The sequence below is a fragment of the Halomonas sp. H2 genome (genome assembly GCF_050215315.1).
GTDB lineage: Bacteria > Pseudomonadota > Gammaproteobacteria > Pseudomonadales > Halomonadaceae > Vreelandella.
Genome location: NZ_CP189761.1, coordinates 1 through 20,247, shown reverse-complemented (window position 1 = coordinate 20,247; position 20,247 = coordinate 1). Strand labels below are relative to the sequence as shown.

Annotated in this window: 10 protein-coding genes and 3 pseudogenes; 3 read left to right on the top strand and 10 right to left on the bottom strand. The window is 54.6% G+C overall.

Annotation, left to right across the window (positions count from 1 at the left end; genetic code table 11):
* Positions 1-132: 132 nt before the first annotated feature.
* A protein-coding gene (locus ACQE2I_RS18530) for an IS3 family transposase (protein WP_427029054.1) occupies positions 133-1,700 on the top strand; the annotation gives its coding sequence in 2 pieces (ribosomal slippage) (positions 133-598 and positions 598-1,700; 1,569 coding nt in all).
* Between the two features lie 31 nt (positions 1,701-1,731).
* On the opposite strand, the gene ACQE2I_RS18525 is transcribed toward ACQE2I_RS18530, so the two are convergent.
* Both ACQE2I_RS18525 and ACQE2I_RS18520 read right to left on the bottom strand, forming a co-directional pair.
* Positions 1,732-9,084: an amino acid adenylation domain-containing protein gene (locus tag ACQE2I_RS18525; protein WP_427031519.1), complete on the bottom strand. Its 7,353-nt coding sequence runs from the start codon at positions 9,082-9,084 to the stop codon at positions 1,732-1,734.
* A 94-nt stretch (positions 9,085-9,178) separates the two neighbouring features.
* Positions 9,179-12,196, bottom strand: a complete 3,018-nt coding sequence (locus tag ACQE2I_RS18520) for a type I polyketide synthase (RefSeq protein WP_193057319.1) — start codon at positions 12,194-12,196, stop codon at positions 9,179-9,181.
* 346 nt (positions 12,197-12,542) lie between these two features.
* Here ACQE2I_RS18520 and ACQE2I_RS18515 point away from each other — a divergent pair.
* Together ACQE2I_RS18515 and ACQE2I_RS18510 are read left to right on the top strand one after the other, a co-directional pair.
* Positions 12,543-13,562: pseudogene (locus ACQE2I_RS18515) on the top strand (IS110 family transposase).
* Positions 13,563-13,964: 402 nt separating this feature from the next.
* Entirely contained in the window at positions 13,965-14,246 is a 282-nt protein-coding gene (locus tag ACQE2I_RS18510) for a hypothetical protein (RefSeq protein ID WP_192536182.1), read from the top strand.
* A gap of 294 nt (positions 14,247-14,540) precedes the next feature.
* Here the strand turns inward: ACQE2I_RS18510 and ACQE2I_RS18505 are convergent.
* The 8 genes and pseudogenes from ACQE2I_RS18505 to parA all read right to left on the bottom strand — a co-directional run.
* Positions 14,541-15,236 (bottom strand): annotated as a pseudogene (locus ACQE2I_RS18505) (IS3 family transposase); the annotation flags it as partial.
* A 5-nt stretch (positions 15,237-15,241) separates the two neighbouring features.
* The gene (locus ACQE2I_RS18500; protein ID WP_263974040.1) at positions 15,242-15,370 is read right to left on the bottom strand and encodes a hypothetical protein; all 129 of its coding nucleotides are present in this window, start codon (positions 15,368-15,370) and stop codon (positions 15,242-15,244) included.
* A 12-nt stretch (positions 15,371-15,382) separates the two neighbouring features.
* Positions 15,383-16,660 carry a hypothetical protein gene (locus tag ACQE2I_RS18495; protein WP_192536180.1) on the bottom strand — a complete coding sequence of 426 codons (1,278 nt, stop codon included), beginning with the start codon at positions 16,658-16,660 and terminating at the stop codon, positions 15,383-15,385.
* A 660-nt stretch (positions 16,661-17,320) separates the two neighbouring features.
* Positions 17,321-17,677 (bottom strand): ComEA family DNA-binding protein, encoded by a 357-nt coding sequence (locus ACQE2I_RS18490; protein WP_192536179.1) that lies wholly within the window; start codon positions 17,675-17,677, stop codon positions 17,321-17,323.
* A 380-nt stretch (positions 17,678-18,057) separates the two neighbouring features.
* Entirely contained in the window at positions 18,058-18,312 is a 255-nt protein-coding gene (locus tag ACQE2I_RS18485) for a hypothetical protein (protein WP_192536178.1), read from the bottom strand.
* A gap of 148 nt (positions 18,313-18,460) precedes the next feature.
* Positions 18,461-19,223: pseudogene (locus ACQE2I_RS18480) on the bottom strand (Fic family protein).
* Between the two features lie 84 nt (positions 19,224-19,307).
* Positions 19,308-19,535 carry a plasmid partition protein ParG gene (locus ACQE2I_RS18475; RefSeq protein ID WP_192536177.1) on the bottom strand — a complete coding sequence of 76 codons (228 nt, stop codon included), beginning with the start codon at positions 19,533-19,535 and terminating at the stop codon, positions 19,308-19,310.
* 82 nt (positions 19,536-19,617) lie between these two features.
* On the bottom strand, positions 19,618-20,247 hold the full coding sequence (parA, locus tag ACQE2I_RS18470; RefSeq protein ID WP_192536176.1) for a ParA family partition ATPase: 630 nt from the start codon (positions 20,245-20,247) through the stop codon (positions 19,618-19,620).

Genomic DNA, 20,247 nt, shown 5'->3' with positions numbered 1-20,247 from the left:
CGAGCCTTACCCGCATACCCTGGCGAGAGTGCCACCCCCCCAAGCTGCAGCCGGCCCCCAGTGTCAGGATGAGTGTCGCACCCTCTGATACCCTGTTCTTATAAACCGATCAGGGGGCGAAAGGAGACACTCATGCCTCGTTACTCTGAGGAGCGCCGGCAAGCCGTAGTGACCAAGCTGCTGCCTCCCCACAACCTCTCCCCGAAGGTGATCGCGGAGCAGGAAGGGATCTCGCTGGGCACCGTCTACAAGTGGCGCAAGGAAGCCCGCGCTGAGGGGCGGTGCCTGCCGGATGCTCTGGGCAAGGGCGCCGATGGCTGGTCGTCCAAGGACAAGTTCAACGCCGTGCTTGAGACCGCCTCGATGAACGTCCAGGAGGCTGCGGAATACTGCCGCCGCCGGGGCATCTATCCCGAGCAGCTGGAGCGGTGGCGCCACGACTGCGAGCAAGCCGCCAGCCTCTCCCAGTCAGAACGCCAACGTGAGGCCGACGAGGCCAAGCAGCAACGCAAGCGCATCAAGGCGCTGGAGAAGGAGCTCGCCCGCAAGAACGAGGCCCTGGCAGAAACCGCGGCGTTACTGGCCCTCAGAAAAAAGGCGAGGGCGATCTGGGGGGACGAGGACGCATGATCAGCACCCCAGATCGCCAACGCGCCATCGCGCTGATCGAAGACGCCCGGGCCCAGGGGGCCCGCCTGGACGCCGCCTGCCGCGAACTCGGCATCACCGCCAGAACATACCAGCGCTGGACGCGCGACGGCGAGCTACGCGAGGACCAGCGCCCTTTGGTCGACCGGCCGGTGCCGGCTAACGCGCTGACACCGGCCGAAGAGCAGGAGATTCTCGACGTGTGCCACCGCCCCGAGTACGCGAGCCTGCCGCCAGAGCAGATCGTGGTGCGCCTGTTCGACGAAGAGCAGCGCTACGTGGCATCCCCCTCGTCGTTCTACCGCGTCCTGCACAAGCACCGAGAAGTGGTGCATCGTGGCCGCGCCAAAGTACCTCAGCGCCGCGCCAAGCCCACGACCTACCAGGCCACCGCGCCGAACCAGGTGTGGTCGTGGGATTGCACATGGATGGGCGGTCCGATCAAGGGGCAGTACTACTACCTGGTGATGCTGCTCGACATCTATAGCCGCAAGATCACCGGCTGGGAAGTGTTCCTGGCCGAGTCGGCCCACAACTCCCGTACCGTGCTGGAGCGGGCGGTGCTGGCCGAGCAGATCATCGATCAGCCGCTGGTGTTGCATGCGGACAACGGCAGCCCCTTCAAGGGTGCGACGCTGCTGGAGAAGCTGCATGACCTTGGCATCACGCCATCGTTCAGCCGGCCGCGGGTCTCCAATGATAACCCCTACTCGGAGGCGCTGTTTCGCACCTGTAAATACCGGCCTTGCTACCCAGTTGATGGGTTCGCCACGGTCGACGACGCCCGTGAGTGGGTGGCCAGCTTCGTGCAGTGGTACAACCACGAGCATCGCCACAGCGGGATCCGCCTGGTGACACCGGCACAGCGACATGCTGGCGAGGATACTAGCGTGCTGGCAAAGCGGCATGCCATCAATCAGGCAGCGCGTGCGGCCAACCCCGCTCGTTGGAGCGGCAAGACCCGCAATTGGACGCCGATTGGCACCGTATCTCTTAACCCGGAGCGGGAGCTCCAGGTCACCGTCGCTGAACCGGAAAAACAGGTGGCCTGAATGATCTCAGAGGCGACAGATTTCTTGACAACTACCGCCGGCCAACCAACCCCGGCCACTGCACCAGGCCTTCCTGGCCCACGATCCGTGCCTTAACATTACTCATCAGCTGGCCCACAGGTACCAGCCCGCTGACCACACTCGCGTCCTCCTGTTCTTCATGGCCTACTTCATAGGCTGCCACATCAGCGCTCACTTCTGAGGAACCATACACGTTGACTAGCCGCAATCCGCTGCCCAGGCTTGCCCGCGCCTGGCGCACTAGTGACCAACTCAGTGCCTCGCCGCTGCTGAACACTAGCCGCAGCGACAACGGTGCCACTGCCTGGCCTGCCACTCCATCCTGATCCAGCTGCTCGCACAACGCCTGCAGTAGGCTGGGCGTCACAGTCAAACGATCCACTTGGCCCTCGCGCAAGCGCCATAACAGCCCCGCTGGATCGCGCCGGCGCGCATCACTCGCCACCACCAGCGCCACCCCTTCGAGCAGGTTGCCCAGCAGCTCACCATAAATATCCACGAAACTGACCGAGGTCTTGAGCAGTGCTCGCTCACCCGCCTGCACCCCGTACTGTCGACCCATCCAGTACAGCCGGTTTATAAACCCTCGGACACTACCCTGCACTGCCTTGGGCTGACCCGTCGAACCCGAGGTATACACCCAATACAGCACTTCACTCTCGACACGCCCAGACAACACTTCGCGCTCGGCCAACAAGGCTTGCAACTGTGGCTCCTCCTCGGGCAATGCCACCCAGTTCTGCTGCTCTAGACCCGCCGCCTGCGCCTCGTCCACTTCATTGCTGATAATCCAACGCACACCCGCATCGGCCACCAATTCCACGTGCCGTTGCGACGGATCACCCGGCTCTAACAACAACAGCACTGCACCACTGCGCACCACACCCAGCACCGCCTGCACCAATTGCGGCGAGTGTTCCAGCAACACCGCCACCACTTCGCCCGCGCATACCCCCTGCTGTACTAAGTGTACCGCCAGCGCCTCGGCCCCATCACTTAACTGCTGCCAGCTGACATCTGCCTGATCCTCATCGCCATACACCGCTACCGCCGGGCCCTGACGCTTGACTTGTTGCTGCCACAGTGACCACAGCGTTCCGGCCGGCCACTCCTGCCGATCTCCTTGCCAGACCGACACATCGGCCTGCTTTGCCACTTGCGCCGTTTGCCACCCTATCTGACCCAACTGCCGAGCCGGCTCCACACACAACATTTGACGTAATACCTCGCACAACCCCTGTATCACCGCTTGCGCCAGGCGATCGCCCACCCGCGCCTGCGCGTACGTGGCCACTACCTCCAGACCTTCAGACTGCGGCGAGATCCACACCTCCAGCGCTGTACGATGCGTCACGCCTTCCCGACCATCCAGGCCCTGCGGCTGCAACCGCAGACCTTGCACTTCATATTGCGCCTGATACAATTGCTCATTGCACACAAGGCCCACTTCGAACAGTGGGTGCCGCCCCGGCTCGCGCGGCGGATTCAGCTGTTCCACAACCCGTTCAAACGGCACATGCTGCCATTCAAAGTCCTGCATCACCTGCAATTGCGTGCGCTCCAGCGCCTGACTCAGTGACTCACCCTCATCATATTTAAAACGCAGCACCAACGGGTTCACGAACGTGCCCACCGTGTGTGAGAACGGCGCATACACCCGATTGGCCGCGTACGTCCCGAATGCCACGTCGCCACCTTGGCGCAACCGCCCCAGCACCAGTTGCAGCCCCAGCGCGTATACCGTAAATGCGGTCACACCATGATCTCGCGCCAGCTTTTGCAGCTCCTGCCGCTCCCCTTCACTCAGCTGTTGCGCATACAGCCCGCTGGTCTCATCGCTCGCATGTATATCCATATACGGTAACGCCAGCGGCTGTAGATCGCTCAGACGGCGGCTCCAGTACGACAGTCCCGGCTCTATTTGCTGCGCAAACGCCTCGCTCTGCTCCCAGCGGCTGTAGCGCACGTAATCATGCTCCACTGGCGCCAGTGACTGCCCCGCGTACAGCGCCATCAGCTCCTGCACCAAAACCTCTGTAGCCACACCATCAAGCACCGCATGGTGCACCGTCAGATAAAACACATGTTCCTGCGAGGACAGTCGGATCAGCCCCGCCCGGTATGGTACATGACAGCCTAGATCCAGAGTCGTGCTCGCCTGATCGCGCAGTCTCTGATCCAAACGCTGCTGCCGCTCGGGATCATTGAAGCCTTGCAGATCCTCATACGCCAATTGCACCGCCTCATCGACAAGCTCCACGCACGCCTGACCCGATTCGTCCTGCACAATATACGAGCGCAGGATCGTGTGGCGCTCGATCAACTCAACAAAACTAGCCTCAAAGCGCGAACGCTGAAGTGGGCCATGCAAGGTAAAGCGCAGCGGGATCAGATACTGCGTTCCATGTGGGTCCAGCTGAGATAACATCCACAGACGGCGCTGTGCAAACGATAGCGGGATAGGGTCTGACCTCTCATATACCTGCTCCCAGTATCCTAGGAGAACCCCACCATCTTGCTGCGATATACACTGAGCCATCAATGCCAGTACCGGATGCGTCAGCACCTGACCTATGCGCACATCCACACCCAAACGCTCACGGATCAGCACAACCAATCTGACCGCCAGCAATGAGTCTCCTCCTAGCATGAAGAAGTTATCTGTCGCCGCCGGCTTGACCCCCAATAGCGTCTCCCAAATCGCAGCAAGCTGATCCATTCGATCGTCGGGCCTAAAAATGGTCTCGGCTACCAGTTGACTCAACCCGAACTCATCTGAGGACGTAGTTTCAGTACTGTCACGCATGGTGGTCTCGTCCGGCCATACTCTTTTTTGCAACTCTTCAAGCGCTTGCCCCGGCTTGCTAACAATGGCCTGTAAAATCGCCCCATACGTCTCCAGCAAGCGTTCGGCATCGTCAGTGGGCAGCACCATTTTGTTGTAATTCAGATCAAGTAGAATATGCCCACCTTCCGGCGTCACCATCAGCTCGGCCTCCATGCGACTTTGTAGCCGGTTAAGCGGAAATGGCGTCCATTCCAGTGCACCTGACTGCACCTCCGACAGGCTCTCGGCTTGCATCACAAAACCAACCTGGTAAAGTGGATGACGTTCATTCAAAAGGCCACTACCGCCAAGTTCTTTAACCAATTGTGAAAACGGCAGCCGCAGATGCGCAAAAGCAGCCAGCTTTCGCTGATGCACGGTTCGCAGAAAATCCGTGACAATCTGTCTGCTGTCTAGCTCAGTGCGAATGATTACATTATTGACGAAGCTGCCAATCAGCCCATATGTTTCCGGCTCTATGCGACCAGCATCATACGTGCCTATCAGAAAATTCTGCTGACCTGAATAGCTTTTCAAAACCACTTGCCAGGCGGCCAAATAGATCACAAATGTGGTAATCCCCATCGTTTCTGACAACTTGGCTATGTCTTTATGCAAGGAATAATCCAGCCGTCTGCTCAGCACCGCCGGCTTTGCCGCTTGCGGCAATACTGTTGCCTTTTCACCGCTTGCCTTTCTCAGAACAGGCCAGTCGAAATCATTCGCATCTGTAAGTTCCCTTTCCCAGAAAGCCAGATCAGTCTGGCGGTGCATACGGACCTGTTCTCGGTTCCATACCGCATAATCAATATAATCGATGGGTAGTGATTTCAGGCTAACAGGTTGCCCCTTCATCGCACTCTCATAGCATTGGCCTAACTCTTCCATGAACACAGAGGCCGACCAGCCATCGAAGATTGCATGATGAAAGTGAAAAACAAGGATGCCTGCATGCGCATCATTCGTTTGCGTGGTGGCAGTTGGCCATGTCAGATAATGAACACACCAGCCTGGCTGACGGGTCAAATCTAACTCATCCTGCTCAGCGCGAGCCAAAGCCTGCCCGAACGCCTGAGCGTCGGAGCAGTGTTCAACCACCAAGGGTTCATAGGCTTGCGCAAAATCATATTGCACCAATTCTGCTTGTCGATATTCGAACACCATGCGTAACGGACGATGACGTTCAATCATGCGTTGCAGGGCAGTGCGAAGACACGCCAAATCTGGTTTGTTAGAAAGCCGGCAGCCATAGCAGACATGAAAATCCATACGACCTTCCGACAGCACTTCGGCCAGCCAGATATCCTCCTGGCTATGGGACAAAGGGCCTTCGGACAACTGCAGGGTGGGAATCGATGCGATTACACTGGCGGCTACTGTATCCAACAGCGCTGCTTGAGCCTCCAGAGTAGGTTTGGAGAAAAGGTCAGGCAGCGACAGAGTACGACCCAAGCGCTGCTTTACCAGGGCGATCAATCTGACCGCCAGCAATGAGTCCCCTCCTAGCATGAAGAAGTTATCCTGCGCACTATTCACCTGTACGCCTAGCAACTGCTCCCATAACTGGCCCAGCTCACGCTCGCCCTCTCTGAGCTCGCGCGACTGCGGATGCTGAGTTCGCAGCTGCTTCGCCGTCAGGTCTCGCAATTCCTCCATATCCACCTTGCCATGGCCCGTCAGCGGCAACTGATCCAGTTGTAACCACACCCCCGGTACCATCGCAGATGGCAACTGCGCCGCCGCCTGCTCATGCAGACGCTCGCGCGACTGCGGCTGCTCTCCTGGCTGCAACACCAGCGCCGCCGCCAGCCTTAACTCATACACATACACCAGCGCACGACGTACCTGCGGCCAACCCTCCAGTACCGACTGCACCTCCCCACTCTCGATTCGGTTACCCCGCACCTTGAGCTGACCGTCCGCCCTACCCACAAACTCGATCTGGCCGTCCGGATGGTAATACCCTAGGTCCTGTGTCAGATACAAACGCTCACCCGTCTGCACATCAAATACAAACCGCTCGGCCGTCAGAGCCACATCGTTTACATACCCCCGTGCTAACGAGATCCCGCTACAATACATTTCTCCCGTCACCCAGTCAGGACACGCCTGCATCCGCTCATCCAGGATCCGATAACCGCAATTAGGCAGCGGAACCCCATAGGGCACACTGCGCCACTCATCTGACAGCGGACCGACCGGCGCCGATATATTCCACATCGTCGTCTCCGTGGGACCGCCCACGCTGTACAACCGCGCCTGCGGCGCCGCCAACATCAACCTCTCATATAAACGGCCCGCTACCCAATCTCCACCTACCAGTACTGTTCGCAGACTCTCATACCGCCAATTGCTCACCTGGCCCCATGACAGCAACATCTCTACCGCCGCCGGCACACTCACCCAGCAGTTCAGCGCATACTCATGCACCAACTCACTCCAGCATTGCGGATCCGTGCGTTTGGCTTGCTCTGGCAACACCAGCAATCCACCCGACAGCGGCACGCCCAACACGTCATACACTGACATGTCATGGTGCAATGCCGTCAAACCTAGCGCTCGCACTGGATACGAAAATACAAAGCGCTTCGCACTCTGATCCAGCGCATTGAGCACTCCTGCTTGCTCGATCTGCACCCCCTTTGGCTGACCCGTCGAGCCCGATGTGTACATTACATATACTAGATCCTGACCTGTCGTCTGCCAGCCCGCCAGCTGCTCATCGGCCAGCACCGTAGAGTGGCAATAGCCAGCCTGCCACTCATCAATACGCAGTGTCTCGAACTCTGGCGAGACCTGCGATTGCGTCTGTGCATCCACCAGCACTTGATTGACCCCCGCATCACGTAGAATCGAGTCCAGTCGCGCCTGCGGCTGCGCCAGATCAAGCGGTAGGTAGGCTGCCCCTGAGGCCAGCACCCCATATACTGCCACCAATTGCTGCACTCCTTTGGGCAGCAATACTCCTATTAGCGGCTGCACTTTCCCGTCATTTTTCAATGACGAATCATTCAATAGCTGCAGATAACTACCCAGTTGTGCGCTCTGTGCATGCAGTTGCCCATAAGTTAGGCGCTCGCTACCACACACCGCCACCAGCTGATCATCATCGGCACGCTTGTCCATATTTTCCACGAACTGACGATACACCGGCCGGCTGTCGTACGCCTGCCTCTGATCATTGAGCTTCGCGCGCACCGCCTTCTGTTCGTCAGGCAAATCCACCGCCTGTTGCGACTGCAGCAACGCTTCACAACGCTGCGGTACACACAGACCTTGCAGCAATACGCACCAGGCCGTAAACATCTGCTCTATCACACCCGGATGGAAACGCGAGGCTACGTAATCCCAGTTCACATACAGACCATCGCTCACAAAATAATACTGACAGTCCAACCATACTTGTGGCGTCTGCGTGATCTCCCGCGTCAAACTCCCGAAACGTTCCAGGGTGAATCCGTCAGCAGCCGAGGTGAACACGATCGGCATCGCCATCGTCTCCACACGACCATTCAATCGTGATATTTCTCTTAGAAGTCGCACGCCAGACACACGACTGTGATCAAGCGCCTGCCACAAATCTTCCTGGATCCGCTTGAGCCGATCACCCAGCGTAGCGCCTTGCTGCCGATCCACACTCAGCAACGAGAACGTCGCAAACTCGCCCATCACTGAATTGATCTGCTCATGCACCTGCGGACGGTTAAAGCGTGGTATGTTCAGAGTAAATCGTGGCGTACTGCTCCAGCGCCCCAGCACTTCAGCATACGTGCCTAGTAATAAGCCATTGACCGTCATCCCCAGCGACTGCGCTAGCTCGCGCAACTGCTGCGTCTGCTGCGCATTAAATTGATGCGCCTGACGCTCAAAATGGCCCAACTCCAGTGCAAGCTCACTTCTGACCGGCAACGCCGGCGGACCCGCCAGGTCCGCCACACGTTCACGCCAGTACGCCAGCTCCGACTCATAGGCATCTCCCTGTTCCTGCTGTCGCGACCACAATACATAATCGCGAAACGTCAGCTCCAGCGGCGCCAGTTCAGTCTCAGGAACGTGGTAAAGCTGATCGAGCTCAGTCAACAATATATCCAGACTGCGGCCATCTATGCACCAGCTATCCAGGCTGAACGCAACATGCCCTCCCCCCTGATCCAGCACCATACGAATTTCAAATTGCGGCCATGTTGCAATGTCGGCGCGCCGGTGAGACAGCTCGTGACGCATGGACTCCAGCTCGGATTCCCGCCGATGTGTCGGCATATCTGAGACATTGACGCAGGCAATGTCGTAGGCAGGCACCGACTCGAGAACTTGCTGCATCCCGTCAGGCAAGGCAATCACACGAAGCATGTCATGGCGTTGGAGCAACGTGTCCCAGGCTTGGCGGAATCGAACGGGATCCAACTGCTCGACACGGTACTCCAAGTAGATATGCATGGCTGCATCAGCAAGCGCTTCCTGTCGCCCTATCCAGTATGCCTGCTGCATATCCGTCATCGGGAAGGGCTCGTAGCGAGCGGAAGACACGGGCGTCATAAGCGCATCAGGTGCAACTTGCCGGCTTTCGTGGCTTTTCTTTTGGGATTTCTGTATCCGTGACAGAAGATCTTTGTTACCTGCAATGCCTCGCTTACTCATCAGTCGTCTCGCCCATCAGCCGTTCACATACAATTTCATTTAATTTGCGAGGAGTTCTGGACCCCATGAATTCAGACATGCTGATTGAAACACCCAGATCGCGTTTAACTGCTTCCTGGATCTGGATCGCGGTCAGTGATGTGCCGCCGTAAGAAAAAAAATCATCATCCGGAACTGCGCTGGGCAACCCAAGATACGTTTCCCAATACGAAACGAACAATGCCAGCAGTTGAGCCGAATCATCTTCGTTCAACTCTAGCACCTCTTCTTGCTCGTCAAGACCATTCGGTGCTGCCTGCGACAGTCCTGTTGCCGCAGTGACGGCCCCTCCAGCGCGTTCGGGCGTTGGTCCAATTGCTCCAGGCGCCCTGTTCTCGCCCTGCGTCTGTTTGGCATTGCTGGGACGATTGATCCATAAAGAATGTTTGCGAAACGGATAGCCCGGCAATACCACCTTGCTGACAGACTCGGGAAACAACGCTGTAGCCTCGGGCACCAATCCATTACCATATGCACTTGCGAGCGCCTCCAGGAAGTCCAAGTGTTCGGAGCGAGCCTGGCTGCACGATGGAATCGCCAGCAACTGCGACTTACGAACCAACCCACTCACCAGCGAGTGCGGGGAAATTTCAATTGCCATTGTCAGATGGTGAGCTGCTGTCGCCGCGGCAAGAGCCTCTGAGAACAAGGTTGGCGAAAGCAAATGCCTGGCCCAGTATGCAATATCGGTCGCATCCTCCAGACGCTGGCCGCTTAATGTGCTATATACAGGTATGGTCAATTTCTCGCCACGTAAACGGGGCGCACGCTGTACAAGGTAATCAGCTGCCTTCCGAACCATGGGTGAATGAAAGGCATGTGTCACATTCAACGGATACGTGCCTACACCCGCCTCCTGGCAACGCTGCATGAACGCGTCCAGCGCAGCCTGTGCACCCGCCACAACCTGCACATCCGTCGCATTGTGGGCAGCAACTACTAGCCCTTGCTCCAGCGAAGGCATACTGTCGAGTTCGCTGAACACAACAAGCATACTTCCCTGTTCACCGTCTATTGACTCGAATGCTAGACCCCGCAAGCGAACCAGTTGCAGTGCGCTATCCAGCGTCAAACCACCAGCCACACACACGGCCGCGATCTCACCAATACTGTGACCGAGCACACACTCTGGCATCAGCCCCACGGCACGCCAAAGTTGTGCCAATGCATATTGATAAATAAACAAGGCTGGCTGCAAAACGGCCGGACGATGCAAAGACCAATCGTTGTCATGCAACGGCCATATCAAACAGGCCTGTTCATCACCAAGCAACATCCGGCATTCGTCGACAGCGTCACGAAACGGTGCATAACGCCGATACAATTGCCGACCCATCTCCGGAGACAGCATCTCGCCCTGCCCACCAAAAACCCAGCCTACTCGGGTTTCATCCGCTGATCTGCTTACTGTCAGTGCATTCAAATCTGGCGTCTCACCAGCTCTGAGGACCAAGGCCGTTCGATATCGCAAATGCTCCCGGGTGATTAGAGAAGTCAACGATATGTTTGCATCGCCATGCGCCTGCCGATAAGGCAACCAACTCTCTATCAATGGTTTTATCTGTTCCGGTGAAGCAGCCGACGCGAACAAAATCTCTGGGTCTATGCCCTGCTTTTGCTGCGGCATTGATGCAGCGGCTGAAAGATGTTCCTCGACCACTAAATGTACATTCGTACCGCCGAACCCGAATGAACTGATACCTGCACGATGAGGGGAGTTCCCTTCCCGAGGCCAGGGCAGTTGTGCTGTATTGATTTCGAATGCGCGATTGTCCAGCTCTATGTATGGATTGAGCGAACGGAAATTGGCCATGGGAGGAATGGTATGATGGCGAATTGCCAATATAACCTTGACCAAACCAGCCAGCCCTGCGCACGCATTCAAATGACCGATATTTGCTTTAACTGATCCAAGCCGGCAAGGATGTTTTCGATCACGCACCTCTCCCCAGGCCAGTTTAAGGGCAGATAATTCGACGGGATCACCCAACCGGGTGCCCGTGCCATGCAATTCCAGATAGTCGATATCGTCAGGCTTGAGCTCCGCCTGAGCCAGCGCCATACGAATTGCCCTAGCTTGCCCTTCGACTCCGGGCGCCATGAAATCCTGTTTGCTCAGACCATCGTTGTTGATACCCACTCCAGCAATCACAGCATGAATCTGATCGCCGGCTTCAATAGCATCTTCATAACGCTTCAAAACCAGCGAAACGACACCGCTGCCATCAAGGGTTCCACTGGCGTCTGCATCCAGCGGCCTGCAGTATCCGTCAGAGGACAGAATATTATTTTCCTGATATAGATATCCGCGCCCCTGGTTCAGGATCAGGCCACTTACGCTGACCAGCGCCATATCACAATAATGCGTCAGCAGGTTCTGGCATGCGACGGCAACGGCAGACAAGCCCGTAGAACATGCTGTTTGTATATTAAGCGCAGGCCCGGTAAAGCCGATTTTGTATGCCAGCCAATTACCTACGAAGTCGCATCCGTTGGCAGTTTCTACCTCCAACTGTTGTGACAGCGTGGTGGACTGCGTATCTTGCATAATATGTGGGATCACGTTCTCATGATAATAGTGAGGCGGATTTTTCCCTGCAAACACACCCACCGAGCACCGATCGGCAATCTGCCGCGGCGCATAACCGGCATGTTCAAATGCACGCCAGGATGACTCCAGCATCAATCGGTTCTGGGGGTCCATATACCGGGCCTGCCTTTCATTGAAGCCGAAAAATTTATAATCGAAGGCGTCAATATCTGCGAACGGCATGCCTTTGGCAACGTAGTTCTTATCATCTATCAGTTGCGGGTTTTCTCCAGCCTCAAGCAAGGCGTCCCGTGAATAATCCACTGTTGCCGATTTTCCGGAAATGATCAGCTCCCACAGTTGGTCCAGATTCTCACATCCAGGAAACCGCCCATCTATTCCTACAATGGCAAGAGCGTCCTCGCGGTTCAAATGTTCCATCTTATCCCCTGGTTCATTGCAACTATTTGACTGAGATTCGGGCCCCGATCTTGCTCCTCATCTTGCGAGCGATTCTTGCTGAGAGCGCTTATCACCTAAATGTTAATACTAACAATAGATCAAATACGACTCATTCTCAAATATGTTTATAAAAATAATACTCCCTCTGTCAGCCTAGACATTATGAATTAACCTACCCTCATCAACGTCGTGGGTTGCGTTGATTATGAGGCAACACCATAGAGCCACTAACTATTGAGAGAGGCAGGTCATGAAACAGTCTAGTCTAACTCAGCCTTCCATTGTTCAGTCCGCCACTGCTGACCGGCTCAACACCGCCAGCAACATCCATGCCGCCTACACTGGTCTAGATGTATACCAGGAGAGTATATCTGTAGCCATCGCCGAACCAGGCCGTCAGGATCCAGAGTTCCGCGGTGAGATTTCCAACAAGCCCAAGTCCATAGATAAGTTGCTCTGTCAGTTGAGCCAACGCTTCGAGGAGCAGCCATTACTGTTCAGTTACGAGGCCGACCCTTGTGGCTATGGTATCTATCGCCAAATACGAGACAGTGGCCATGACGCTGAGGTCGTCCCCCATCTTTGATCCCCCAGCGAGCAGGAGATCGCGTCAAGACAGACCGGCGCGATGCGAAAATGTTGGCACGCCTGTCTCGCTCTGGCGAACTTACCCCAGTATGGGTCCCCCCATGAGCAAGAGGTGATTCGAGACCTAACGCGGGCTCGTGAAGACATAAAGGCCATCGAACTCAAGGCTCGACAACGCTTAGGCGCTTTTTTGCTACGGCATGGCAAGATCTACGGCGGCAAGGGCAAATGGGGCCTGCTCATTTTCGTTGGTTAGAGACGATCCGTTTTAATACGCACATTCAGCAAATCGTGTTTGCCGAGTACATCGATACCGTGAAGGACGCTCAGCGCCGTGTAGCCAGTCTTGAGAAGCAAATGGAGGAAGCTAACAAACTGGTCTCTGGCTCTTGTGGTGAAGGCGCTGATGGCGATGCGCGGCGTAAGCCTGATCACGGCAATGACAGTCCTCGCCGAACTCGGTGATATCAGTCGTTTCGACTCGCCTCGTCAGTTGATGGCCTATTTTGGTCTCATGCCCAGCGAGCAGGCAGTCGACCATCACCAAGACCGGCAACGGGCATGTAAGACGCGTGCTGGTAGAGGCTGCTTAGAGCTATCGCTTCCCAGCACGTAAGACGCGAACGATTCAGCGGCGGGCGGAGATAACCTCGCCAGCGGTTCAAGCCATCGCTTGGGAGGCCCAGAAACGCCTGTGCGGTCGTTACCGCCGACTACAGGCAAGGTGAAGCAACAGGTCGTCACGGCAGTAGCATGAGAGCTGGTTGGCTTCTTGTGGGCGATTGTTTGCGAAGCGATGAGCAAGCCACATGGAAGCCGGGCAACTGTATGACAAGTGTGCTCCAGTGCCTATGTATCAGGGAGCGTCGGGCCGGTGGGAGAACTCAGAGCAACTATGAGACCCCTACCTTCCGGAGTGGGGTGACCCTCACGCCTAGACCAGGGTGGCTCCGCGACGAAGTGATGACAGGTCGGTACCCAACCCACGAATACCAGAAAGATCCACCGTCGCTGATAGCCCTTTGCTTCCTGACCCATAGGCATTGATGACAACTGAATGAATTAGAGAGAACCGAACACTTGATAGGTCAATCCATACCAGTTGTCCGGTTGGCGATATCGCCTAAATCTAATCCAGAAGGAGCGGCATGGAGTCCTTGTGCCACGTTATTCTGCAGAGCGTAAATCAGCCGTCCTGAAGAAGTTGTTACCACCCCATAATCACAGGGCGGCATCGGTAGCGACAGAGGAAGGCATCTCTGACGCGACGCTGTATAAACAGTGTCGAGTAAAAGGAGTGCCTGTGCCGGGTTACACCCAAGGCGACAGCGAATGGTCGCCCGACGCCAAGCTAGCCGTGGTCATCGAAACCGCCACCCTGTCAGAAACAGAGTTTGGTGCTTACTGCCGCGAAAAAGGCCTTTATCCCGAGCAAATCTAGCAGTGGAAAGCGGCTTGTCTCGAAGGCGCTGGCCAACAAGAAGACCCGAACGGCGGCGAGGTGCCAAACGAAAATGCCTTGAGTACCGCAAAGCAGTTTATGAAAGCGCTAAGTGCCGGCATCCAGAGCGCTGGTCGGGCAACACCCGAAACTGGGAGGCACCTGGTTCAGTATCGCTCAACCCTAGCAAGCTGCAGGAAGTTGAGCGTAATAAACAGACTGCTTAGAGGCAGCCATTTGGACAACTGGGTTGAAAATCACCGATACGATGTTCACAAGTATAGTAGACTGAGTGTCCCAGCAATTTCCACGCCGACTCAGGCTCTGTTTTATCTGGCATTTCCAGAGCGCCTGACGGAACCTGCGGCTCGTATAATGGCTGCCCTGGTCGCTTGGAACATAATGCCTTTGGGTCGCCCTCGACTTTCATAGGCCATTTTTAATGCACTGCTAGTGAGCTCGCTATCCGGCGACAACGACATCGCCCAGCCAATCGGTTTTCTAGTAAATAAGTCAATGACAACGGCTAGATAAGCCCAGCGATTGCCGACCCAGAGATACATGACATCGCCACACCAAACGCGATTGGGCGCCACAACGTTAAACTGACGCTCTAAGTGGTTCGGTACGTCAACATGTTCATCACCTGTTTGCTTGTAGGTGTGCCCAGGCACTTGGCAGCTAACCAGGCCAAGCTTTTCCATCAAGCGGCCAGCGCGATAGCGACTTAACGGCACATCCTGCCTTGTCGCCATCTCTGCAATGCTGCGAGCACCTGCAGAGCCTTCACTCTCGCGAAAGAGCTCTCTGACCTTGGCTATTTCCTTGGCCTTCGTGGCACACGCAGGCCTTTTTGAACGTTGTACCCAGTATTTAAAGCTACTGCGATGCACGCCAGACACGTCACACAGTTTTTTTCACTGGGTAGCTCGTCTTGAGTTTCTCGATCAGCGAGAAGTGTTCAAGGAGTCCGACATCAAGAGAGCGGTGCCTCATTAACTATTTCCAGCGTCCAGGCTGGCTATCTCTGTTTCCAAACGATAGATGCCCACCGTGAATGTATGGCCTTCCACTTCCAATCTTTCGTTGAGCGGGCTATCGACCAGGTTCGGCTCATCTTGCATCACGGCTACTCCTTAGACCTTCGTTTTCTGGATGGCGGCTCGAACGTAACGACGCTCGCCGATAATGTTCGAGCGCTTGTGTGACGCCTTCATCTCTCGGACTAGAGACGCTGACGCAAACATACGCGCTTCCACATCAATGACGCGCTTGCCTCGCTTCTTCTCGACAAACTCAACGTGTGAAAGCAGCCCTTCTGCCTCGATCCTTTGTATATGCTCACGGAACTTACGGCGCGCATGATACGGGCTCTTGTAATTCAGAAGCCCTGTCGTCTCCTGTAAAGACGACAATTTGAGCGAGTAAGGTGTCTGCTCAGAAATATTACGGCCATTGAGCAACAACAACTTGATGATGGCATGACCGACGTGCGTTTTAACTTGAGCAACACGAAACACGTTGTACTGCTGATACAGGCCCGCATGAATGCCCAGGCTGATAATTGGGTGAAACCTTGCCGTCCAGAAACCGTTTCGATCATGGGCATCAAACCCATTCTGCTCAAATGACACAAGCTCAGGAAGAATCGCCCCTCGCGCATTGATCCCCCCTTTTGAGGTCGACCGAACAGACAGATTGCACTTGTTCAATACTTCCAAAGAGCGCATCAGGGCTGGGTAGCTACGCCCCCTCCCCCAATGCTTGAGCTGTTGGATTAGTTGGTTAATCGTGAAATACACCCCATAACTCGGCAATGCGGCATGGCCTTTCGCCGGTTTATGGGATATGTCCGCCGGTTGAAGGATATCGCCGTTATCCATTGCTAGCTTGACCAGCGCCAGCTCCACAAGCTCATCGGTATTATCGGGGTAGCAAAAGATGGTCTGCTGAACGCCGTTGGCTTCTGTCCGGATTTGTGCCGGTGTCATCTCAAGGGTGTAATGCTCGCCGCTGTCTTCAAACGAATAGTTGACGATCCCCATTTCCTTCGCGTCAGGGCTGTTATTGATCCCCTGGATATCGCTGCAGTTGTAACGGGGTATTCGCTCCCAAAACTGCATCAGGTTGGACACATTGGCGCGTTCTTCCGGCGTGTTTGTCAGCGTCGACTGGAAATCACGAAGGGACTGCCCTTCAGGCGTCAGTGCTGCGTCAGGCAGAACATCCGGCTCGGCCAGTTTGAGTGTCGGTACATTGGCAACGTCTTCAGCCTGCCCACTTTCCGGCATGATCGAATCAAGATCGAGCGACAGGTTCGTCGGCGGTGCGTCCGATTGATCGGCTTTACTTGTTTTTGATTTGCGCAGGTCGCTAGTGACCTTCTCCCAGTCCGTGCGAGGATGCTGTGCCATGTCCATTCTCTGATTCGGTGAGTACGGCTTTATGGAACTGAGTGTAGCGAAGCGAAGCTGCTCCTTCTATGTACGCTCTGTACACATTCAGCACTTTTTTGTCGCACCCTGCTTCTAAGTACGCTCTGTACAAGTTTTTAACGTGAGAACACCTGTATATTCTATGTACGCTCTGTACACATTCTACAGCGTGAAGCGTCTCGCGGGGACATAGCTTCTTTCTGATTGGAGTCTCCAGAGCAAACCATCGGGTTCTATGTACGATCTGTACATGTTTCTATGTACGACCTGTAAATCTTCTGAGTTATCCACAGATTTTGGGGGTAACTCAGTGAAAAAAGCTGCCGTCCTATGTACGTTCTGGACGGGTTTGAGGTATTTCAGGGCTTTGTATGTACGCTCTGTACACGTTTCTATGTACGCAGTGAACAGGTTTCTATGTACGTTCTGTACAGGTTACTCAGGGCAGTAAGACCAGACACCGCTTTCTATGTACGGAGTGGACAGGTTTCTATGTACAACTCGAACAGGTTTCTATGTATGGAGTGAACAGGTTTCTATGTACAGAGTGGACAGCTTTGATCACTAACCAACTGTCAGAAATAGATATTTTTGAGCCTCCTTCTTTCCTTTTATCCTTTTTCCCTTTCCATATATCTTTTAGTGATTGCAGCCCAACCCTGAAGAAGCAATGTCCTCTACGCGGCTATCACTCAAACCACTAACAGCAGCAAGCGCGTCAAGCGATGCCCAAGGCCAACCTTCGACAATCGCTGCTGCCCTGCTCTCGCCGACATGGGGCAAATCGTTTAATTCATCCGCTGGCGCTGAATTGATATCAATACAGGCATTTGTTTCGGAAGATGCCACCACTGTAGCGTTATCAAGTAAGCGCAAAGACGCGCCTTTCAAAGCAATCCATACAGGCACATGATCAGAAATCACATCGCGGGCAAATCCGTGATTGATCCCCCAGCGCTCAGGAAATCGCAGAATGCCTTGGCCGATTACTGACAAAGACGTGCCTTCCTACAAGAATATGTAATCGTAATGATTGGGATACCGGCCCTCTGTCGTGCTAATCGTTGTACCTCTGTACCTCTGTACCTCTGTACCTCTGTACCTCTGTACCTCTGTACCTCTGTACCTCTGCCATCCTCGTATGCCGCTTCAACACCCAAAAGTTCAAGCGTGTCAAAAACAAAGTGCTCGCTGTCGAGATTGAAGTCTCCTGTCAGTATGCGAGGCACACCAGGATAGGCTTCTTCACCTAACCACTGCCAGTAATCAGCCAACCCCTTAATCTCAGGCAATCGGTCACGCACACTATCCACGTACAGAATATGCACGTTGGCAATGGCGAATGTTTCGCTAGTATCTCGGTCGGTAAACAGCGCTTAATACAGCTCTCGTGCAAAAACATCCGCACCGTCGAAAAAAACAGCATCCCCACCCGATACAGACACCTCTGATTCTCGCCAAAAGAACGTATACGCTTCTTTATAGCTACTCCGCCCGATCAGATGACTCATCACATGTACCCAAGATTCACCTGATGCCTGCTTCAACGATAGATGCAAATTTTCAGCGCCTTCTTCGCTCATGACCTCTTGCACAGCAAGTAAATTAAAACTGCTGCCTACCTCACCCAAAATCGCGAAGTCCCTGTCGTTATTTCAGCCCAAGTGCTTAATGTTCCAGATTGCGATGGCAACGTCAGTCTGGACAGGCAATGATGAAATAATCAAAGCACCAAGAGCGGACAAACTCAAAACCTTGTTTGATACTATCATCAAAGCCTCATTTACTCTCCGGTAGCCTATCAATGCCCAGTGCCCAACAGTAAGGCTCGAAGCTGTTTTCCACGCTGTTACAAAGCAAGTCAACGAAAAGATCGTAGTTGCCGGCGCAATGCGCAGTGTCCAACGCTTCGTAGTAAGCCAACCGCTGCTCTACCTCGATCAGGGCGGCAGGGAACCCGGCTTTCATCAGCTCGAAATTCATCAAAAGCCGCGATGTCCGCCCATTCCCATCAATAAAAGGGTGAACCTTGACGAACTCACCATGCACACGGAACGGCTCGTTCAATGGGGTGCAAAGCGCCAGCCTCTTGATGATACCAATGAAGAAAATCGCTCATCGCCTGGGGAACCTTGTAGGCTTCAGGCGGCCGGTGCTCAGCACCTGTTACCATGACATTAACCTGGCGATACACGCCGGCGTTCTGATCGTCGACGTTTTTGAGTACCAGCTGGTGCAGCGACTTGATCAACCATTCGGATAGAGGCTCACGCTGCTTAACCCAGTCTTCAACCATCCAAATCGCTTCTCGGTGGTTAATGACCTCAAAATGCTCACGCAAGGTTTTTCCACCTACTGTGATGCCTTCAAGGGCAACCTTGGTTTCCTTGAGCGTGAGCGTATTCCCTTCGATGGCGTTGCTATGGTAAGTCCATTGCAAAACCAGCGATTCATGTAGGTTGTGGACAACAGCATGAGGCAGTGGTTGATGCTGATCTAGCTGCTCTTTAAGCCGATCAAGACGTAAGAACCTGTCAGACATCCGCCCTCTCCTGGACAGTCAACCTCAAAATACTCGATGGGCTTTTCTTTAAATGAGGTTTTGATGCAATGAGTAAAAGCACTTTCACGCCTGATCGCCGTCGATCAACTTATCAATTTGTTCACGCAGAATATCCTTGATGGTCATACCATTCTGAGCCGCGTATATCTTCAACCGCTGGTGTTCTTCATACGTCAAATCAATGTTGACCCGCTTTTTGGCCGGTCTGTCTGCCAGGCTCGCTAACGTCGCTTCTTTTCGCTTGTCTGCTTTCGCGCTTGGGCGTCCAGCACTAAGTACACTTTTGGTCATCTCAAAAACCTCAAAAAATCATAACTTCAAATCATTATTTCCGCATTAACGTAAAAGCTCAATAGATTAAAAATAGAAAACCTCAAATGAGCTTTTCCTTCAGCTCGTTCATCAATGCGTTGATTTCAGTAGATGCAGGGCCGTCAGGGTCTTGGTCAAAGACCGTTGTACCTGTTGCGGCAGTCGTGGGATAGATAACCCGCTGAGTAACCCGACTCTCAAGTACCGGCAACTCATATTCGTTAAGTGCATTGGTGACTTCCGAGCCTATCCGCGTCCCCTTGATCGCCCTGGAGACAACAAACGCCGCTTGCATCTTGCCGTCAGTGATCTCAATACGCTGCTTCACCAACTCGACAAGATCAGCCGTCGCCCAAATATCGTACGGGCTTGGTTGTGCCGGAATCAGCACAAAATCCGCTGCCTTAATGGCGGACGCTGCCAGATCGGCTGCCTGTGGTGCACCATCAATCACCACAAATTCTTTGCGGGCCAGGTTTTTCAGATCACGCCCTATCGTTGGACGGTCAATGCCGACCACCGGCACCGGCTGATCCTCACGAACCGCTGCCCAATCACGAGCACTGCCTTGGGGGTCTGAATCGACCAACAGTACATCATGTCCTGCCAGCATCAGCGCCGTGGCCAGGTGTGTTGCAATCGTCGTCTTACCCGAACCGCCTTTCTGATTTAGAACCGCAATAACGTGCAT

Coding starts and splice junctions, on each gene's coding strand:
- ACQE2I_RS18525 (WP_427031519.1), bottom strand. CDS start 9,084: ATGACGCCCGTGTCTTCCGCTCGCTACGAGCCCTTCCCGATGACGGAT.
- ACQE2I_RS18520 (WP_193057319.1), bottom strand. CDS start 12,196: ATGGAACATTTGAACCGCGAGGACGCTCTTGCCATTGTAGGAATAGAT.
- ACQE2I_RS18500 (WP_263974040.1), bottom strand. CDS start 15,370: ATGCAAGATGAGCCGAACCTGGTCGATAGCCCGCTCAACGAAAGATTG.
- ACQE2I_RS18495 (WP_192536180.1), bottom strand. CDS start 16,660: ATGGCACAGCATCCTCGCACGGACTGGGAGAAGGTCACTAGCGACCTG.
- ACQE2I_RS18475 (WP_192536177.1), bottom strand. CDS start 19,535: ATGACCAAAAGTGTACTTAGTGCTGGACGCCCAAGCGCGAAAGCAGAC.
- parA (WP_192536176.1), bottom strand. CDS start 20,247: ATGCACGTTATTGCGGTTCTAAATCAGAAAGGCGGTTCGGGTAAGACG.